This is a genomic window from Mesorhizobium sp. WSM3868 (assembly GCF_002294785.1).
GTDB lineage: Bacteria > Pseudomonadota > Alphaproteobacteria > Rhizobiales > Rhizobiaceae > Mesorhizobium.
Genome location: NZ_NSGB01000014.1, coordinates 52,480 through 69,421, shown reverse-complemented (window position 1 = coordinate 69,421; position 16,942 = coordinate 52,480). Strand labels below are relative to the sequence as shown.

The window sequence follows — 16,942 nt, the reverse complement described above, 5'->3', positions numbered from 1 at the left end:
CCCTAATCTTCATGACGGAGCAGATAGCCCAGGCCGCGCAAGGTGGCGATCTGCACGCGCGAGCCTTCCAGCTTCTTGCGCAGCCGATGCACGTAGATCTCGATGGCGCTGGGATCGGCGTCGGTGTCGAAGTCGTAGATCGCCGCCGAGAGTGCCGCCTTGCTCACCGTGCGCCCCGCCTTGACCACCAGCTGTTCCAGCACCGCATGTTCGCGCGGCGTCAGCGAAAGCGCCGCGCCGCCGAGCGAGAACAGCCTGGTGTTGGTGTCGAAGACGAGGTCGCCGCAGGAGATGACGGGCGCTGTCCGGTCGTTGGCGCGGCGCAGCTGCACGCGGATGCGCGCTTCCAGTTCCTCGATCTGGAAGGGTTTTGCCAGATAGTCGTCGGCGCCCTCGTTGAGGCCCTTCACCCGGCCGTCGAGACTGGCATTGGCGGTGAGCACGATGACCGGCACCGGGTTGCCGCGGGCCCTCAGCCGCTTCAGCACCTCCATCCCGCCCATGCGCGGCAGGGCGAGGTCGAGGATGATCAGCGCATGGTCGCCGGCCGCCAGCGCATGCTCGACGTCTTCGCCGTCATGCACGACGTCGACGACGTAGCTCGCCTGGCGCAGCGTCTTGCTCAGCCAATCGGCCAGTTCGCGATTGTCTTCGACAAGCAGGAGCCGCATCGTCCATCGCTGTTCGGCAAATGCCTCCATCCGGGTGGCGCCGGGCTTTCGCAAGCGCGGCGGGCGGTCCGAACGGAAAGTTTGAAAGCAATCGATAGTCTCGATCCGCCGACAAGGCAAACGCCGGCTGAAATCGGTTCCGTCGGTCGGCCTGGAGGCCCAATTCGCTCGCGTGATGGATAAAACCGAACGGTTCGGTTCAATTTATGTTGACGGTTCGTGTAACTCAGGTGAACGCTGGCTCGCTGTCCAGACCGTGAGACCTCGTCCGCTAATACTGCAAGTAGTTGATATTCAAACAAAAGAATGTGGCAGCCGCGCTGTTCACGCGATTTCAAGGTCGAACCGAACGGTTCGATTTGCACATCTTCGTGATTGGAAATGGCAACAGGACCGACCCATCTCGGGGTGGTCCGAGCGACGCGAATTTCCATTACGGCACGCCACTTGACGGACAGGATTTTGAAAATCTGGAGTACCTAAAATGAACAAGATTGCTCTTACCGCCGCGGTCCTTCTCGTTGCCACGGGCAGCGCCTTCGCCGGCAGCGACCATTACGGTTCCGACAACGTCAACCAGCCGGCCGTCACCCAGTCGGTTGCGCCGCGGTCGGGCGACAACATCGACCGCAGCATCACCGGTTCGATCCGCAAATTCGAGCAGCGCGATCTCAGGATCACGCCCGATCAGAACCAGCCGGAATCCGGCCAGGGCATTTGGGGCCGCTAGGCCTCCGTCCCGAACCGATCAGAACCACAACTCTCAAATCTGGAGTAACTGAAATGACCAAGATCGCTCTTACCGCCGCTGCCCTTCTCGTTGCCACTGGTGCCGCTTTCGCCGGCTCCGACAACTACGGTTCGGCCAACGCCAAACAGCCGGCTGCTTCGGTCGACACCTCGTACACCGCTTCGGTCAAGAAGTCTGATGCGAATGTCCAGAAGCCCGTCACCCAGGGCAGCGACCGCGACCTGTTCGGCAACCACTAACCGGCCTGTCAGGGCAACCTTGCCAACATCCCCCCTCAATTTCGGAGTAACTGAAATGACCAAGATCGCTCTTACCGCCGCCGCCCTTCTCGTTGCCACCGGTGCCGCTTTCGCCGGCTCCGACAACTACGGTTCGGCCAACGCCAACCAGCCGGCCGCCTCGGTCGACACCTCGTACACCGCTTCGGTCAAGAAGTCGGTCGCGAATGTTCAGAAGCCGGTTACCCAGGGCGCCGACCGCGATCTGTTCGGCAACCACTAAGCGGTCGATCGTCGATAGACCTCAAAGCGGCGGGCTTGTCCCGCCGCTCTGCGTTTATGCAGCCGGCTATCCGCAGGGCCGGCTTGTGTCGTGGCTATAGGCCCGGCTGCGCACAGAGGCGCTCTATTCCAAATCCTTCGGCCTGACGAAATGCGTCAGTCGCGCTCCGCCGAAATCGAGGTTCGCCCAATCCTCCTTCACCGTGAACCGGGCCAGTGCCGCCGTCGGGAACTTCGCTTCGACTTTCTTGAACACGCCCTCGTCCGATCCGGTGCCGGCGAGCCGCAGCACGAAATTCTGCAGGCCGGGATTGTGACCGATCACGATCAGGCTGGTGGCTTTCGCCTGCCGCACGCACGCCAGGATGGCGGCCGGCGCCGCCTCGTAGAGCTCCTCGGCGAATTCCGCCGGCCCATGCTTCGGCAATTCGGCGGCGACCAGCCGCCAGGTATCGCGGGTGCGCAGCGCCGGCGAGACCAGCGCCAGATCCGGCAGCCAGCCGCGCCGCGAAAGCTCGCGGCCGATCAGCGGTGCCGTCTTCAGCCCGCGCGGGGCGAGCGGACGGTCGAAATCGGCGAGCTTGGGATCGTCCCGGCTCGACTTGGCATGGCGCAGCACAAGGAGTTGTCTGGGCGTCGCCATGGCAGTCCTTACGGCGTGATGCGCGCCAGCTGTTCGAGGTCGGTTTCCTCGCGCAGCGGGTCGGGCGCCATCACCACTGAAGTGGCGTTGTCGGCGTCGTCGGCGAAATGGGCAAGCACGGTGTGGCCCTTTTCCATGCGCGCCTTGCCTTCGGCGACCAGCCCCAGCGCCAGCGGATAGAGCCGGTGCTCCACCTTCAGCACCCGCGCGGCTAAAGTGTCCTCGTTGTCGCCGACCATCACCGGCACGGCGGCCTGGGCGATGATCGGGCCGTCATCCATCTCGGGCGTGACGAAATGCACGGAGCAGCCATGGATGCGCACGCCCGCGCGGATGGCGCGCGCATGCGTGTCCAGCCCCTTGAAGGCAGGCAGAAGGGCAGGGTGAATGTTGACCATGCGCCCCTGCCATTTTTCGACCAGGCCGCGGCCGAGGATGCGCATATAGCCGGCCAGAGCCACGATCTCGGCGCCGAAGCCGGATAGCGCGGCATCGATCGCAGCGTCATGTGCGTCCTTGCTCGGATTGTCGGCGCGCTGAATCACCTTGGTGGCGATGCCGCGCGATTGCGCGAGGCCGAGGCCCGCGGCGTTCGCACGATCCGAGATGACGCCGACGATCTCGGTCGGATAGGTCGGGTCGCTGGCTGCCGCGATCAGCGCCGTCATGTTGGAGCCGCGGCCCGAGATCAGGACGACCGTGCGTTTCCTGCTCATAGTTCGATCGAGCCCCGGTAGATCACGCCGGCGTCGCGGCGCGGCACGATGCGACCGATCGGCGTCACCGTCTCGCCGGCTTCCTGCAGCACCGCTGCCACCTGCGCCGCCTGGCCGGAAGCAACGGCGAGGATCATGCCGATGCCGCAGTTGAAGGTGCGCATCATTTCTTGCGGCGCCACGCCGCCGGTCCTGGCGAGCCACGAGAATACAGGCGGTACGTCGATCGCTTCGAGGTCGAGCTCGGCGGAGAAATCCTTGGGCAGCACGCGCGGAATGTTTTCCGGAAAACCGCCGCCGGTGATATGAGCCAGCGCCTTGATGCCATGCGTGTTGCGGATCGCCTTCAGGATCGACTTCACATAGATGCGCGTCGGCTCGAGCAGCGCCTCGGCGAGGCTGAGCTCATCGTTGAACGGCGCCGGATCGCTCCAGCCGAGCCCGCTGGCTTCGACGATGCGGCGCACCAGCGAAAAGCCGTTGGAGTGGAGGCCGGAGGACGCGAGGCCAAGCAGCACGTCGCCCTCGACGATGTCGTCGGTGGGCAGCAACTGGCCGCGCTCGGCCGCGCCCACGGCAAAGCCGGCAAGGTCGTAATCCTTGTCGTGATACATGCCGGGCATCTCGGCGGTCTCGCCGCCGATCAGCGCGCAGCCGGCCTGCCGGCAGCCTTGCGCGATGCCGCCGACGATGGACGCGCCCTGGTCCGGATCGAGCTTGCCGGTAGCGAAATAGTCGAGGAAGAACAGCGGCTCGGCGCCCTGCACGACGATATCGTTGACGCACATGGCGACGAGGTCGATGCCGATGGTGTCGTGCTTGCTGGAATCGATGGCGATCTTGAGCTTGGTGCCGACCCCGTCATTGGCCGCGACCAGCACCGGATCGGTGAAGCCGGCGGCTTTCAAATCGAACAGGCCGCCGAAGCCGCCGATCTCGCCGTCGGCACCCGGCCGGCGCGTCGCGCGCACGAGCGGCTTGATCTTCTCGACCATGAGATTGCCGGCATCGATATCGACGCCCGCCTCGGCATAGGTGAGCCCGTTCTTGCGCTTGGCCTTGTCGCCGTTGCTCATCTTCGGCTCATCCCTGTTTCCATTGCGGGCTCATCGCATGAATGGTTTCGGGGGGCAAGGCGCGTGAGAGCCAATCTCCCCCCTTGAGGGGGAGATGTCGCTGGAGGCGACAGAGGGGGGTCGCCTCGCGTGGAGCTCCAGCGCCTTGTGCGCCAGATGGAGGTCGGCGATCGACGCGTGAGGCGACTGGCCTGCCGGCCATCTTCCCCCTCGAGAGGGGAGATCAGCAACTCCTCCCTTGCGCGCACCTCTCATCTCCATCAACTATCTTCCAACAAAACCCATGACGGGACATCACGTGACCATACCCAACATGATCACGATCATGCGGCTGCTGCTGGTGCCGGCCGTGGTGTTGGCCATGCTGCAGGCGCGCTGGGACTGGGCCTTTGCCGGCTTCCTCGTCGCCGGCATCTCCGACGGCATCGACGGTTTCATCGCTCGCCGCTACCGGTTGTTCTCGCGGCTCGGCGCTTATCTCGATCCGGTCGCCGACAAGCTTCTCCTGGTCTCGGTCTTCGTCGTCATGGGTTATGCCGGGGAACTGCCGCTCTGGCTTGTCGTGACCATGGTCTCGCGCGACGCGCTGATCGTCTGCGCCGTGCTTTTGTCCAGCGTGATGGCGCAGCCGGTCGAGATGAAGCCGCTCTTGGTCTCCAAGGTGAACACCGCCGTGCAGATCGCGCTGGCGGCGCTTGTGCTGGGCGAGCTTGCCTTTTCCATGCATCTCTATCCGCTCCGGCCGGCGCTCATATTGCTCTCCGGGGTCTTGACCGTGGCTTCGGCCGCGGCCTATCTCGTGGCCTGGCTAAGGCATATGAGTGGCTATGGCGAAGGCTCCCGGACGAGCAACACCAAGTCGGGCAATTCCAGCACGGACACCTGACGGCGAAGCCTGGACGGCCGCGGCCTCGACCGCGTTGCGCCGGCAGATCGCGTTCTGGCTGATCGTCGCCGTGCTTCTGGCGCTGTTCCTCTATGTCTTCTCCGGCATCCTCTTGCCCTTCGTCGCCGGCATGGTGCTCGCTTATTTCCTCGATCCGGTGGCCGATCGGCTGCAGCGGCTCGGCCTCTCCCGGCTGATGGCGACGGTGGTGATCCTCATTGCCTTCGTCGTCGTCGTGGTGCTCGCCTTCGTTATCCTGGTGCCTGTGCTGGCCACGCAGATGGCCGATTTCGCGCGCAAGCTGCCGGAATATCTCACCCGCCTGCAGTCGCTCATCACCAGCTTCGACCCGAAGTGGCTGGAGCAGCGTTTTGGCGTCAACGCGGCCAGCCTGCGCGACGGACTGAACTCGCTCCTCACCACCGGTTTCGGGCTGCTCACCACCGTCTTCACCTCGATCTGGAGCTCGGGCGTGGCGCTGGTTTCGGTGGTCAGCCTCTTCGTCGTCACCCCGGTCGTGGCCTTCTACATGCTGCTCGACTGGGACCGCATGGTGGCCGTGGTCGACAGCTGGGTTCCGCGCGACTACGTCGAGACGGTCAGGGCGCTTGCCCGCGAGATCAACACCGCCACCGCCGGCTTCGTGCGCGGGCAGGGCACGCTCTGCCTTGTGCTGGGCGCCATGTACGCCACCGGCCTGACGCTGACGGGGCTGAACTTCGCCATCCTCATCGGCTTCTTCGCCGGGCTGATCTCCTTCATCCCCTATGTCGGCTCGCTGACCGGGCTGGTGCTGGCGGTCGGCGTCGCCTTCGTCCAGTTCTGGCCGGATTGGACGATGATCGTGGCGGTGGCCTGCGTGTTCTTCGTCGGCCAGTTCATCGAGGGCAATATCCTGCAGCCGAGGCTGGTCGGCAAAAGCGTCGGCCTGCATCCGGTTTGGCTGATGTTCGCGCTCTTTGCCTTCGGTGCGCTGTTCGGCTTCGTCGGCCTGCTGATTGCGGTGCCGGCTTCGGCGGCCATTGCCGTGCTGGTGCGCTTTGCGATTGCCCGCTACCTCGAATCGCCGCTCTACAACGGCCATGCCACCGAGCCCGCACCTCCTTGGCCGGCGGATCGCGGCGGCGGCCACCGCTCACCGCCGCGTGGCTGAAATGGCTGGCGAACGAACCGGTCCACCGCGCCAGCTGCCGCTCGATCTCGGCCACGGTACCGGCTACTCGCGCGACGAGCTCGTCGTCTCCGGGGCCAACGCGCAGGCCGCAGCACTGGTCGACCGCTGGCCGGACTGGCCCGCGCCGGTGGTGGTGCTCGCCGGCCCTTCCGGGTCCGGCAAGACGCATCTCGCCCAGATCTGGCAAGCGCATGCGCACGCTGTCGTCATCGCTCCCGATCACATCGGCGAGCACATTGGCGGGCTTGGCGCGAGCCCTGCGTTGATCGACGACATCGACAAGCTCCCGATCGACGAGCAAGGCCTGTTCCACCTGATCAACACCGTGCGCGGCGCCGGCTCCACGCTGCTTCTGACGGCGCGGCGCTTTCCCTCGGCCTGGCGCGTCGTGCTGCCGGACCTCATCTCGCGGCTGAAAGCGGCGGCGACCATCGAGATCCACGAGCCGGACGACCTGTTGCTCGCCGGCGTTATCACCAAGCTCTTCGCCGACCGCCAGGTCGAGGTCGAGCCGCATGTTGTGCAATATCTGGTGCGGCGGATCGAACGCTCGCTGGCGACTGCCATGCGGGTCGTGGAGCGCCTCGACCGCGCCGCTCTCGAGCGCAAGACGCCGATCACCCGAGCGCTCGCCGCCGAGACCGTCAGCGCCATGGACGAGGGCCAGGGCGAGTTCGATATTTAGGATGTCGAGGAAGGCTGCTCCGGGATTGTGCGCTCTCTACGCCCATAGTCCGGCCAGATGCCGAGCCAGCAGATAGACCCCCGTATGCGCTGCCACGTAGCATGCGCCGACAAAGACGAAGAACACCAGGCTGGCGATCCGCGACCGGGCGACGCTGCCATTCTGCCTCTTGCTCGGCCGGTTGTTCCAAACCCACAGAGCAGCGCACAGGATTGCCCAGGCGACCGCGACCGGAACCGCGAAGCCATAATAAGCCAAATAGGCTGGGCCGATCAGCGACAGCAGCGCCTCGAGAACAGGCATCCAGAGTCCCCCTTGCCCCGTTTGTCCGGAGTCTAGAGCAACTCCGGGAAAAGTGCGTAGCGGTTTTCCGTCCGGAGTTGCGGGACGATCGTGGCTGTCCCATTTCGAGCCATCGCCCTGGCATCCATCTTGCAGCGTGGAAGACGCCGGTTGATCCCGGTCCCGGTCACATTGCAGATCGGGTTGTAGGCTCGCCGGGCTCGAGGTTGTTGGGGACTCGCCCGGCGGGTTTACTCGGTTCCACGCCGAAGGCTCCCTTCAGAGATCAAAGCCGTTGCTCGATGCTGGACACCTTCAGCCCGTCTTGCCATGGCTGGTGAGCAAGCGCAGCACTTGCACGCTCTTCGGCAGCTCGATCAGGAATTCCGCGTCGCGGTCGAGGTGGTGGACCTGGGTCGGCCCGCCGCCGGTGAAGCGCGCCATTGCCTCGATGCTCTCCCAATAGGAGATCGTCACGAACTCGGAATGGGACGCCGTGTCCTCGCGAAATGTCTGGACGCCGAGTGCCTTTTCGATGAGCGGCTTGATGCCGGTCTCGTAATTGTAAGCTTCATAATCGTCGGCTTTTTCCGGCAAGGTCCGGCCGCGCCAGATGCGGGCGATGGTGGGGGTCCTTTTAGTGTCGGCCATGGCAACAGAACTTCTGAAGGCCGACAGGGTTCCCGAAGCGCGGGCTCTAGGATGTTCAGGAAACTGGTCGGAGTGGCGTGATTCGAACACGCGACCCCCTGATCCCAAATCAGGTGCGCTACCAGGCTGCGCTACACTCCGAACGGCATCCCCATAGGGTTCCGAACCATTTTGAGCAAGCCCCAAAATGGAAGAGCGGAACGAACGGCGTACATTGGCAGAGTTCGGCACGCAAAGTCCCACGGAAAGTCCCACGGTGTTGCCCAGTCGTTCCCCCCTCCTGCTTTCGAGCCGAAGGTCAAAAATGTAATAAGTCTCGATGCCGGCTGCGGGCGATGGGCAGGCGCAGATACGCGGCGGCGTACGGATGCGCGCCCAGCAACATCTCTATCGACCGCGCCCGCCGTCGAGCTTCGATGCGCAAGGGACGGTAGAGGCCGGAGGATGCTGACTGAAAGCCACAGACAAACAGCAGGTTAGGACGCAAGGAACGCTAAAGTCGATTTTTCCGTTTTCGCGTGCGCGCGAAGATACGCAAGAATAGCAAACGCAGCTTGATTGTGTGGCGCGAAATTTGTCGTCTCTTCCTGCTGCTCGTTCCGAGGGCCAGCGACGTCGTTCATCGGAACGGCGGACCTGGATAGACTCGCGCCGTTCGCCCCCAACACCGATCAGATCCAACCCTTTAGTTCAAATCCGATAGCAGCATGTGCACGCACCAGAAGCGAATCTCCGGGTTGCGTCGCTATGGCTAGGCGTCCATCCGCTCCAGTCTGGAGACGCCTGCGTTTGCCGGCTCCAGTTTTATGTAGCACGGACTTACGTCCGACTTCAGCTTTCGCAGCTGTAGACGGATTTTGGCGCGAAGCATTGGGTCGGCTTTGTCCTCGACGGCGCTCAGCACCCTGGTGGCCTCATCCACCTGGCTAAGCTGCGCGAGGCTGCGGCCAAGACCATATCGCGCCCCCGACAGGTCTGGATTAAGCTCAAGCAATTTGCGGAAGGCGTCGGCGGCGTCCGCGTGCCGGCTGAGCAGCTGAAGTTCGACGGCAAGCCTTGACCAAGCCTTGACCGATTTCGGTGCGATCTCCACGAGCGATCCGAAAGTATCGGCCGCCGACCAGTGGTCGCCTTTGGCGGCCAGCAGCTGGCCCAATCCGTAAAGCGTGCGCGGATGGCGAGGGTTGACCTCCAAGATCTGGCGATAGCCATTTTCGGCGTTGGCAAGGTTGCCTGCTTCGTGGAATTTGGTCGCCTGCTCCAGCACGCTCCCGACGGACCTCTCGTCGATCCGGTCGCCGAGATTGCGACCGGTCCTGGTCTTGATCAGGACGCAATGGATGGTGGTCTCCTCCACGCCGTAGGAGTACTTGTACGGTTCGTTGCCGCGCAGGAAGTCGTAGTTGCGGAAGCCCTGTTCGATCGCATGACGAATGCAATAGCCATGCAGCACGAGCCCGGACGGGATGTCGTTCGCGGTCTCGTCGCGTCCCGCGAGATGGAACAGCATCGTTTTTTTGACCCGGTCGACCAGGAATGCCAGGCCCCCGAGCGGCTTGTCGCCCTGCCACAGGATCGGCAGGAACAGCGTTCCGCTTTCGAAGGCGTCCTTGAACAGGATCCGGTTGGACCTGACTAGGCCAGGCAGGAGGTTGCCCTTCCGCGGCGCCCATTTGATCCGCCACATTTCGAGGATGATGCCGATGTCGCGATCTATCGTGGAGGCGTCGGCATGGGTGATGCGGAACTCGCCGGATCCATCGAGCTTGCGCAGGAAGCGTCTGATCTTCTGGCGCGTGTTCGAGCTGGTCTTTTGTTCGAGATAGCTGTCCCAATCGCCTGGCAGTGCGGCGGCCGGGCAGATGCAATTGTCGACATTGTCGGTTTTGTTGACGCGCGGCATCTTGTGGGCCGTCAGCCGCTTGTCGGCAAGGTTGTCGATGAGCAGGCGCCGTCGCTTCTCCGACATGCGCAGATTTTCGAGATGCAGCTTGGCCCAGTTCATCTTCAGAAGATGCCTGGCAAGAGCCGGGATCGCGCGCTCGGCAAAGCCCGGTGCGCACAGGATACCGGCATAGTCGGCCGCGTAGTTGCCGGCCATGTTGATCTCGTTGTGGCAGATACCGGTCTTCTTGTTCAGCCTGGTGCGCAGTCGCAGAGGCAATAGGGCGACATAGGAAGATCCTGGCGGCCCCGAGCGTGCCGCCAGGACGGACCAGGCGTCTTCATAGCGTCGCATATAGGACGACAGGAACGTCCAGGAGAGGAAAAACTGCGCTTCGGGATCCTTTTGGTAGAGATCATCCCAGTTCTTTCTGAGCCGGTTCAGCTCCTCCCGTTTCGTGATGACGTCGATCTGCATGGTTCCCCCGAAATCGTTGCCTGTTCGTAGGTCTCACTGCTCCATGAAGGCTCTCGCCATGCTGTCGGCGATCGGCTTCGTCAGATAGCTGAAGAATGTGCGCGACTCCGTCGCGACGAGGATCTCGGCGGGCATACCCGGGGTCGGCGTAAAACCATGCACCTTTGCCAGTTCGCTTGCCGGCACGCGCACGCGCGCCAGATAGACTTCCTTGGGCGTGGGGCCGCTCATCTCCGGCAACGCATCTGCCGAGACATAGTAGACTTCGCCCTCCAGAACCGGCGTCGTGCGGCGATTGAGAGCGATCAGCCGGATCGAGGCTTGCTGCCCGACCTTGATGTTGTCGATGTCGGTGCGGGGCACCTGGGCCTCGATGACGAGAGGCACATCCGAGGGCAGGATCTCGAGGATCGCCTTGCCGCTCTCGATAACGCCGCCGGCGGTGTGATAGTACATGCGTATGATCGTGCCGGGCTCGGGAGCCTTGATGGTCACGCGGCGAAGCACGTTCTCCGCCTCGCGCGACTTTTCTCGCACGGCGTCCAGTTCGGCCTCCAGGCTTTGCAGTTCCTGGAGCGCCGCCTGGCGATAGGTATCCTTGGTCTGCGTGATCTGCTGCTCGAACCTGACGATCTGTTCGCGGTTCTCGGCGACCTCCGCCACCATCTTGCCGATCTGGCCATCGGCGTCGGCCATCGCGCGCTGGATCGCCTTTACCTCGGTGCCGCGGATCAGGCCCTGCTCGAGGAGCCTTTGCTTGCCCTGATATTCCTCCTTGAGGAATTGCAGTTGCCGGCGCACCGACGAGATCTGCTCCTCGATGCCTTCGTTGCGGAATTCCATTGCCTTCTTGTTCTGGTCGAACAGCGCTATGTCGCTGTCGCGCTTTCGTTCCGCGGCCTCGAAGTTGGCCTGCTGGCTTTCCATGATCGGGGAGACCTCCGGATCGTACCGGTTGTCGAGGATGATCGCGGGAAACCGGATCTTGCCGCTGCCCTGCACCTCGGCATTCAGCCGGGCCGCGATCGCTTCGAGCCGCGCCTTGCGCAGGAACAATTGCCGTTCGTTGGTCTGCGCGGCGGTCTCGTCGAGCTTTATCAACGGCTGGTCGAGGCTGACATGGTCGCCTTCATTGACCAGGATTTCCTTGATGATGCCGCCTTCGAGATGCTGGACGATCTTGTTTTGCCCGGTTGCGACAAAGCTGCCCTGGGCGATGATGGCGGACGCGAGCGGCGCCGTGAAAGCCCAGGTGCCGAAGCCGCCGAAGGCCACCGTGATCAACAGCGCGCCAAATGCGGTCTGCTTCCAGATCGAGCGCGGCACCTCGGAATACCACTCTATGTCGTGAACTTTTGCGATGTCGGTCGTCATCTTTTCGGCCCCGCTACTGGATCTGATGGCCGAACGAGCCGCCTTCGATGCTCAAGCCCCGGTTTGCAAGGGCCTGCAGCACTTCGTGTCGCATGCCGAACAGGGCGACGGTGCCGTTGACGAGCAGCAGTATCTTGTCGACGCTCTTCAGCAGCGATGGCCGCTGGGTGATGGTGATCACCGTTATCTTGTTTTCCTTGGCGTGCTGGAGGGCTCGTTCCAGTGCCGCGTCTCCGGCCGAATCCAGATTCGAATTCGGCTCATCGAGCACCACCAGGCGGGGATTGCCGAAGAACGCGCGCGCAAGCGCGACGCGCTGCTTCTGCCCGCCGGAAAGCGGCGCTCCGTCGGCGGCGACGAAGGTCTCGTAGCCGTGGGGCAAGGTCGAGATCATCTCATGAACGTCGGCCAGCGCCGCCGCTTGGTAGATCTCGGCGTCGGTCGCATCGTCACGCATACGGGCGATGTTGGCCTTGATCGACGCCGGGAACAGCTGAACATCCTGGGGCAGATAGCCGATATTCTCGCCGAACTGGCGTGGATCCCAGTTGCGAAGATCCATCAGATCCAGCCGTACGTTGCCTGACGTCGGCAGGATCGACCCGACCAGCATCTTGCCCAAGGTCGTCTTGCCGGCGCCCGAATTGCCAATGATGGCCAGCGAATCGCCCGGCGAGAGCGCGAACGAGATTCCGTTCAGCACAACCCGCTTCGTTCCCTGGGGCACGAACAGGAGCCGTTCGACGTCGAGACGGCCCTCGGGACGCGGCAGGTTCAACCGCTCGAAATTGAGCGGCGACGATTGCAGCAGCGATGCGATCCGGCCATAGGCGGCGCGGGCATGCACGACGTGGTTCCAGCCCTCGATGGCGCCTTCGATCGGGCCGAGCGCCCGGCCGGCGATGATCGATGCGGCGATGACCATGCCGCCGGTGAGATGCCCTTCGATCGCCAAATGAGCGCCCCAGCCAAGCATCGTCACCTGGGTCAGCAGCCGAACGGCCTTCGACATGGAGGCAAAGACGATGTTGCGGTCTTGTGCGATCACCTGCGCCCTGAGCGAGTTTGCGGTGTCCTTGCCCCAGATCTTCACGGCCTCGGGGATCATGGCCAGCGCGTTGATGATCTGCGAGTTGCGCGACATCGAATCGAGATGGATGTTGGCTTTGCTCTGGTGCGCGTTCGCCTCGCCGAAGGTCGCGGCCGTCGCGCGCTGGTTGAGAAGCGTGATGATCAACAGCAGCACCGCCGAGGTCATGACGATGAAGCCCTGATGCGGGTGGATCAGAAACACCACCAGCACCATCAATGGAGCCATCGGCGCATCGAGGAACGACAGCAGCGTGCCGGAGGTCAGGAAGGTCCTCAGTTGCTGCAGGTCGCCCAGGACCTGGTACTCCTTGCCGTTGCTGTGAAGCGAGGCTCTGGCCGCCGCGCTGAGGATCGGCGCACCCAATTGGGCCGCCATCTCGACGGCCGTGCGCATCAGGATGAAGCGGCGAAGCGCATCGAACATCGCCTGCAGCATCACCGCGCCGACGATCACCACCGTCAGCATCACCAGCGTGTCGGGGGAACGGCTGGTGAGAACGCGATCCGAGATCTGGAACAGATAGATCGGGATCGCCAGGACCAGTATGTTGCAGGCGACCGTGAACAGCATGACTATCAGCAGGTTTTTCCTGACCGCGCTCAATCCGGCCCTGAGCGAAGCGCCGAAATCGACCGGGCCGAGGCGCTTGTGGAAAGCGCCGCCTCCGCCGCCACCACCGCCGCGCCGGCCCTTGTCGTCCACACCTCCTGGGGGAGATCCGCCTTGCTGCGTCTTGATGGGACCAGTGTCGCCTTCGATGGTGATCATGCCGGGCGACTTTGCCGCGTCTTTCATCTCGGTTACCGACGGCTTGGCTGGCTCGTCGGGCGCGACCTTGGCCTGCGGTTCGGCCGGCCGTTGGGCCGCAGGCTGTGGCCTCGGCGGCGCTGCATTGGCCTGGATATTCTGCCTTTCGGCCGCTGGCATTGGCTTGAGCGTGGGTTCGGCCGGCCGTTGGGCCGCTGGCTGTGGCCTCGGCGGCGCTGCATTGGCCTGGATATTCTGCCTTTCGGCCGCTGGCATCGGCTTGGGCGTGGGTTCGGCTGGCCGTTGGGGCACAGGCTGTGGCCTCGGCGACGCCGCGTCCGCCGGGACATTCAGTTTGTCGATCGTCGGCGCTGTCGTCGCGGGAGGCTCGGTGGCCACCGGCTCACCTTTTGCAACGGCGGCTGAAGGCGGAGCAACAGGTTTCTTGGCCGTCAAAGCTGGCCCCTGCCACTCGGCCGGTCGCGTCTGGAATGTTGGCGTTGGCGGCAGCGGCTCAGGTGCGACAGCCGAACGCGCCCGTGTGGTGCCGAGGATGGAACTTTGGCTTGGCTGCGGAGCTGGCTCCGGCTTGCACAGTTGGCGCTGCGCCATGAAGTTCGGTATGTCAACGGTGGCTACGGGTTTGGGCGCTGCGGAAGAAGCCGGAGGATGCCCCGCATTGGCGCGCATCTCGTTGGTGAGGTTCGGTGGCCCGCCTGTCGTTTGCAGAACTGGATTTGCTCTTTCCTCGGGTCGCCCCTCCTGCAAGGCGGGTGCGATTTTGATGGGGCCGGCCGCGGCCGCCTTCGCTTCGCTGACCTGTGGACTCGTCGTTGTGGGAGGCGTGACGATTTGCCTGACCACGCCGCCCCCGTCCGCCTGCCCAGCCGGGCTGGTCGATGCAGGGGTTCTCGCTGGCTGGTGCGCAGGCAGGGGCGCTCTGGCCTGCTCTGGTTTCGGCTGACTGGTTACTGCGCTCCGGCCGTCGACCTGCGGCAAAGGTCGGTCCTGACCGGCCTTTACCTCGCGATGGGGGACTGCATCGTAAAACTGGCCGACGGCATTGTCGATTGTCTTGATGGTCCGGTCGATCGCCTGCTCATGCTGCCGCAGGGCGTTCGAAAGCGTCTTGCGAGGCACCGCGGAACTCGACGATCCCTGGTCGTCCTCCTGCATCGCCGCCTCTAGGTCTTCGGCAAACGTGTCCCAAGGCAGGTCGCGATCATCGGTCATTGTATCCCCCGGTTCCCGGATCAGCCCAATATTGTTTGCACGCCGTCCGCCTGAACATGATCCGGCGTCGGGACTATCAAATGGTCCATCTGCGTGTCGTCGGCGCCCGCATCGTCGGCCAGGAACGCGATCGCTTCGTTGACCAGCGCGTCTGGATTCTGTCCGCCGAGTTCAGGATCGCTCGAGATGATGTCGGCCTGGATCAGGATCTCCTGCGAATAGTGCTCGCCGCCGACATAGGTCTTGTCGGTTCCGTCGACGTCGATGATCCCCGCGAAGTTCGCCACCTGATTACCGCCGGTGGTGACAGTCCATTCCGCCTCGGGATGGGCGACGAACTGGTTCATCGCCAAGGCAACCTGATCGCTGTCGCCCAGCACGTTCGTCTGCGACACATACTGCACGTTGAGCAGGTCGCCGGAGATGTAGAGAACCCGCAAGGCGCCGATACCGGCGAAGGCTGGGTCGTTCAGTATGTCGCCAGGGCCGGCGTCCTTGCCGGCCGCGAAGTCCTGGGCCGCTTGAAGATAGGACGTCGGCAAGGCCTCATAGTGGTTCTGGCCGCCGACATTGATGATCGTCGCATCGTTCCAGAGCAGGTTGCCGGCGGTCGAGTAGGAGCCTTCTCCGGAAGTCTGGAAACCATCGACCGCGCCGATGAGATCGTTGTCGATCAGGAAATTCATCTGCTGGATGATGTTGGCGTCGTAGATGTTTCCGCCGATGATGATCAGGTCGTAGTAGTGACCGAGCTCGTTCAGCGACACGTCGTTGATCGCCGTGTTGTCGCCGGTGCTCACGCTGGTCCTGACACCCGACGAGGACATAACCGTGGTGTCGTTGTCGGTCATGAAGCAGTACTGCTGGATCCAGTTCGTGATGATGAGGTCGCCGGTGACCTGCGTCACCACCCAGGCGGCGGGGAAACCGTCCGCTGCGGTTGGCGCCACGCTGCCGGCCGACGGGTCGATGTGCTTGAACGCGGCGATGTTGAAGGCCTCGTCGGGGGCGTTGCCCAGCTTCCACCCATTCAGGGAGGAGCTTACGATATCCGTGTCGCAGCGTGCGTTGATCTGGATGATGGCATTGATTTCATAGCTGTTGCCGACAGTGGCGACGACCGATGTCGTCGTCCAGTTGTTGGTCAGCACGGCCGAATTGATCAGCGTGTTGGTGCCGGTGTCCAGTTCAACGCATGGGCTGAGCAGGCCGTTGCCCCAGCCCGACATGAAATCGGAGGAATCCGGCGGCGTGTTGTAGTCGTCCTTGTCGGGTCCAGCGCTGGCAACCTCGTCATCCTGGTGCTGTTCCTTGAGGAGATTGATGTGGTCCTCCGCCTTCGGCGCGTCGGCATCGTCGACCAGCTGGCCGTTGACATAGGTTCCCAAGATCGAGCCGGAAGTCGCGTCTGGGTGCAGGACGAAGACGTTCGCTTCGCCGCTCGGGTCCTCGGTGTAGGCGGCGATGCGTTCGCCCATGGTCACCACCGCGGCCGCCATGTCGTCGGGAGTGCCCAGCAACGTCACATCGTCGATCGGCGACACGTCCGCCGCCGCGTTCATCAGCGAGGCCAGATGGCTGCTGTCGTCGACCGCCGCGGGCGTGAAGATCAGCCCATGTCCGCCGGCGCCGACATAGTCGTTGTCGGACAGGCGGATTTCCTGGTTGATGTAGGCTGCGATCGCGCCTGGAGGTTCGATGTTTGGCAGGACCATGCCGCCACCGAAAGCCGGCAGATGCGGCAGATGGAAGTGATGATGGCCGGGGCTCAGATGGCCGTGCTGAACGATTTCGGGCGGCGTGTACCAGAAGCTCGAACTGACCGTGTTCAGCACCAGGTCCGGCTTGACCCCCATATACGGAACGTGTGGATCGAAGTCGTCGAGGGTATAAGGCGCCTTGACGTTGACATTCGTGTTTGGAAGGTCGGGAGTTTCTTCCTTGGTGGCCGCAGCAATTTTGAACTCGTCGTAGGTCTTTAGCTGCCGTGCCTCCTCGACCGAGATCTCGAACATGCCGATGAAATGCGAGATGACCTCGGTCATCTTGTCCAGCTGCATCGTGTACACGGTAGCCTCCGTATCTTGAGATCATTCGC

16 protein-coding genes and 1 tRNA gene are annotated in these 16,942 nt (G+C 63.3%); 6 read left to right on the top strand and 11 right to left on the bottom strand.

Translation table 11 applies throughout. From position 1 onward, the window contains the following. Window positions 1–2: 2 nt before the first annotated feature. Window positions 3–671 carry a response regulator gene (locus CK221_RS21160; protein WP_066995918.1) on the bottom strand — a complete coding sequence of 223 codons (669 nt, stop codon included), beginning with the start codon at window positions 669–671 and terminating at the stop codon, window positions 3–5. 484 nt (window positions 672–1,155) lie between these two features. Here CK221_RS21160 and CK221_RS21155 point away from each other — a divergent pair, with 484 nt between their 5' ends. The 3 genes from CK221_RS21155 to CK221_RS21145 are packed head-to-tail and all read left to right on the top strand — an operon-like array spanning window position 1,156 to window position 1,923. Next, window positions 1,156–1,401, top strand: a complete 246-nt coding sequence (locus CK221_RS21155; RefSeq protein WP_066995852.1) for a DUF680 domain-containing protein — start codon at window positions 1,156–1,158, stop codon at window positions 1,399–1,401. A gap of 53 nt (window positions 1,402–1,454) precedes the next feature. Next, entirely contained in the window at window positions 1,455–1,661 is a 207-nt protein-coding gene (locus tag CK221_RS21150) for a DUF680 domain-containing protein (RefSeq protein WP_095779133.1), read from the top strand. A gap of 55 nt (window positions 1,662–1,716) precedes the next feature. Continuing rightward, on the top strand, window positions 1,717–1,923 hold the full coding sequence (locus tag CK221_RS21145) for a DUF680 domain-containing protein (protein ID WP_066995855.1): 207 nt from the start codon (window positions 1,717–1,719) through the stop codon (window positions 1,921–1,923). A 123-nt stretch (window positions 1,924–2,046) separates the two neighbouring features. Here the strand turns inward: CK221_RS21145 and CK221_RS21140 are convergent, their stop codons facing one another. From CK221_RS21140 to purM, 3 genes are read right to left on the bottom strand one after another with little or no spacing between them, the layout of a single operon-like run. After that, window positions 2,047–2,565, bottom strand: a complete 519-nt coding sequence (locus tag CK221_RS21140) for a histidine phosphatase family protein (RefSeq protein ID WP_095779132.1) — start codon at window positions 2,563–2,565, stop codon at window positions 2,047–2,049. Between the two features lie 8 nt (window positions 2,566–2,573). Further along, window positions 2,574–3,281 (bottom strand): phosphoribosylglycinamide formyltransferase, encoded by a 708-nt coding sequence (gene purN, locus CK221_RS21135; RefSeq protein WP_095779131.1) that lies wholly within the window; start codon window positions 3,279–3,281, stop codon window positions 2,574–2,576. After that, a complete protein-coding gene (gene purM, locus CK221_RS21130) occupies window positions 3,278–4,357 on the bottom strand; it encodes a phosphoribosylformylglycinamidine cyclo-ligase (protein WP_095779130.1) in 1,080 nt (359 codons plus the stop codon). The genes purN and purM overlap by 4 nt, the downstream gene beginning before the upstream one ends. A 298-nt stretch (window positions 4,358–4,655) precedes the next feature. On the opposite strand from purM, the gene CK221_RS21125 reads away from it, so the two are divergent. Genes CK221_RS21125 through hdaA form a run of 3 tightly spaced genes read left to right on the top strand, consistent with a single transcriptional unit; the run spans window position 4,656 to window position 7,102 of the window. Continuing rightward, window positions 4,656–5,243, top strand: coding sequence for a CDP-alcohol phosphatidyltransferase family protein (locus CK221_RS21125; RefSeq protein WP_066995921.1), 588 nt, complete (start codon window positions 4,656–4,658; stop codon window positions 5,241–5,243). After that, window positions 5,185–6,396: an AI-2E family transporter gene (locus tag CK221_RS21120; RefSeq protein ID WP_095779129.1), complete on the top strand. Its 1,212-nt coding sequence runs from the start codon at window positions 5,185–5,187 to the stop codon at window positions 6,394–6,396. Before CK221_RS21125 ends, CK221_RS21120 begins: the two co-directional genes overlap by 59 nt. A gap of 1 nt (window position 6,397) precedes the next feature. Then, a complete protein-coding gene (gene hdaA / locus CK221_RS21115) occupies window positions 6,398–7,102 on the top strand; it encodes a DnaA regulatory inactivator HdaA (protein ID WP_095779128.1) in 705 nt (234 codons plus the stop codon). A gap of 36 nt (window positions 7,103–7,138) precedes the next feature. Here the strand turns inward: hdaA and CK221_RS21110 are convergent, their stop codons facing one another. From CK221_RS21110 to CK221_RS21080, 7 genes are all read right to left on the bottom strand, one after another. Next, the gene (locus tag CK221_RS21110; RefSeq protein ID WP_095779127.1) at window positions 7,139–7,405 is read right to left on the bottom strand and encodes a hypothetical protein; all 267 of its coding nucleotides are present in this window, start codon (window positions 7,403–7,405) and stop codon (window positions 7,139–7,141) included. Between the two features lie 294 nt (window positions 7,406–7,699). Beyond that, window positions 7,700–8,035 carry a hypothetical protein gene (locus CK221_RS21105; RefSeq protein ID WP_095779126.1) on the bottom strand — a complete coding sequence of 112 codons (336 nt, stop codon included), beginning with the start codon at window positions 8,033–8,035 and terminating at the stop codon, window positions 7,700–7,702. A 64-nt stretch (window positions 8,036–8,099) separates the two neighbouring features. Next, window positions 8,100–8,176 (bottom strand) — tRNA-Pro (locus tag CK221_RS21100). A gap of 610 nt (window positions 8,177–8,786) precedes the next feature. Beyond that, the gene (locus CK221_RS21095) at window positions 8,787–10,397 is read right to left on the bottom strand and encodes a GNAT family N-acetyltransferase (protein WP_095779125.1); all 1,611 of its coding nucleotides are present in this window, start codon (window positions 10,395–10,397) and stop codon (window positions 8,787–8,789) included. Window positions 10,398–10,430: 33 nt separating this feature from the next. Then, window positions 10,431–11,771: an HlyD family type I secretion periplasmic adaptor subunit gene (locus CK221_RS21090; protein WP_095779124.1), complete on the bottom strand. Its 1,341-nt coding sequence runs from the start codon at window positions 11,769–11,771 to the stop codon at window positions 10,431–10,433. 13 nt (window positions 11,772–11,784) lie between these two features. After that, window positions 11,785–13,974, bottom strand: a complete 2,190-nt coding sequence (locus CK221_RS21085; RefSeq protein ID WP_245430700.1) for a type I secretion system permease/ATPase — start codon at window positions 13,972–13,974, stop codon at window positions 11,785–11,787. 890 nt (window positions 13,975–14,864) lie between these two features. Further along, complete coding sequence (locus CK221_RS21080; protein ID WP_141245441.1) at window positions 14,865–16,913, bottom strand: type I secretion protein; 2,049 nt, start codon at window positions 16,911–16,913, stop codon at window positions 14,865–14,867. Window positions 16,914–16,942: the final 29 nt, after the last annotated feature.

Excerpts from the sequence above, each read along its gene's own strand:
- CK221_RS21105 (WP_095779126.1), bottom strand. The coding sequence starts at position 8,035 with ATGGCCGACACTAAAAGGACCCCCACCATCGCCCGCATCTGGCGCGGC.
- purM (WP_095779130.1), bottom strand. The coding sequence starts at position 4,357 with ATGAGCAACGGCGACAAGGCCAAGCGCAAGAACGGGCTCACCTATGCC.
- CK221_RS21150 (WP_095779133.1), top strand. The coding sequence starts at position 1,455 with ATGACCAAGATCGCTCTTACCGCCGCTGCCCTTCTCGTTGCCACTGGT.
- CK221_RS21090 (WP_095779124.1), bottom strand. The coding sequence starts at position 11,771 with ATGACGACCGACATCGCAAAAGTTCACGACATAGAGTGGTATTCCGAG.
- CK221_RS21155 (WP_066995852.1), top strand. The coding sequence starts at position 1,156 with ATGAACAAGATTGCTCTTACCGCCGCGGTCCTTCTCGTTGCCACGGGC.
- CK221_RS21095 (WP_095779125.1), bottom strand. The coding sequence starts at position 10,397 with ATGCAGATCGACGTCATCACGAAACGGGAGGAGCTGAACCGGCTCAGA.
- CK221_RS21120 (WP_095779129.1), top strand. The coding sequence starts at position 5,185 with ATGGCGAAGGCTCCCGGACGAGCAACACCAAGTCGGGCAATTCCAGCA.
- CK221_RS21110 (WP_095779127.1), bottom strand. The coding sequence starts at position 7,405 with ATGCCTGTTCTCGAGGCGCTGCTGTCGCTGATCGGCCCAGCCTATTTG.
- purN (WP_095779131.1), bottom strand. The coding sequence starts at position 3,281 with ATGAGCAGGAAACGCACGGTCGTCCTGATCTCGGGCCGCGGCTCCAAC.
- CK221_RS21145 (WP_066995855.1), top strand. The coding sequence starts at position 1,717 with ATGACCAAGATCGCTCTTACCGCCGCCGCCCTTCTCGTTGCCACCGGT.
- hdaA (WP_095779128.1), top strand. The coding sequence starts at position 6,398 with ATGGCTGGCGAACGAACCGGTCCACCGCGCCAGCTGCCGCTCGATCTC.
- CK221_RS21160 (WP_066995918.1), bottom strand. The coding sequence starts at position 671 with ATGCGGCTCCTGCTTGTCGAAGACAATCGCGAACTGGCCGATTGGCTG.
- CK221_RS21140 (WP_095779132.1), bottom strand. The coding sequence starts at position 2,565 with ATGGCGACGCCCAGACAACTCCTTGTGCTGCGCCATGCCAAGTCGAGC.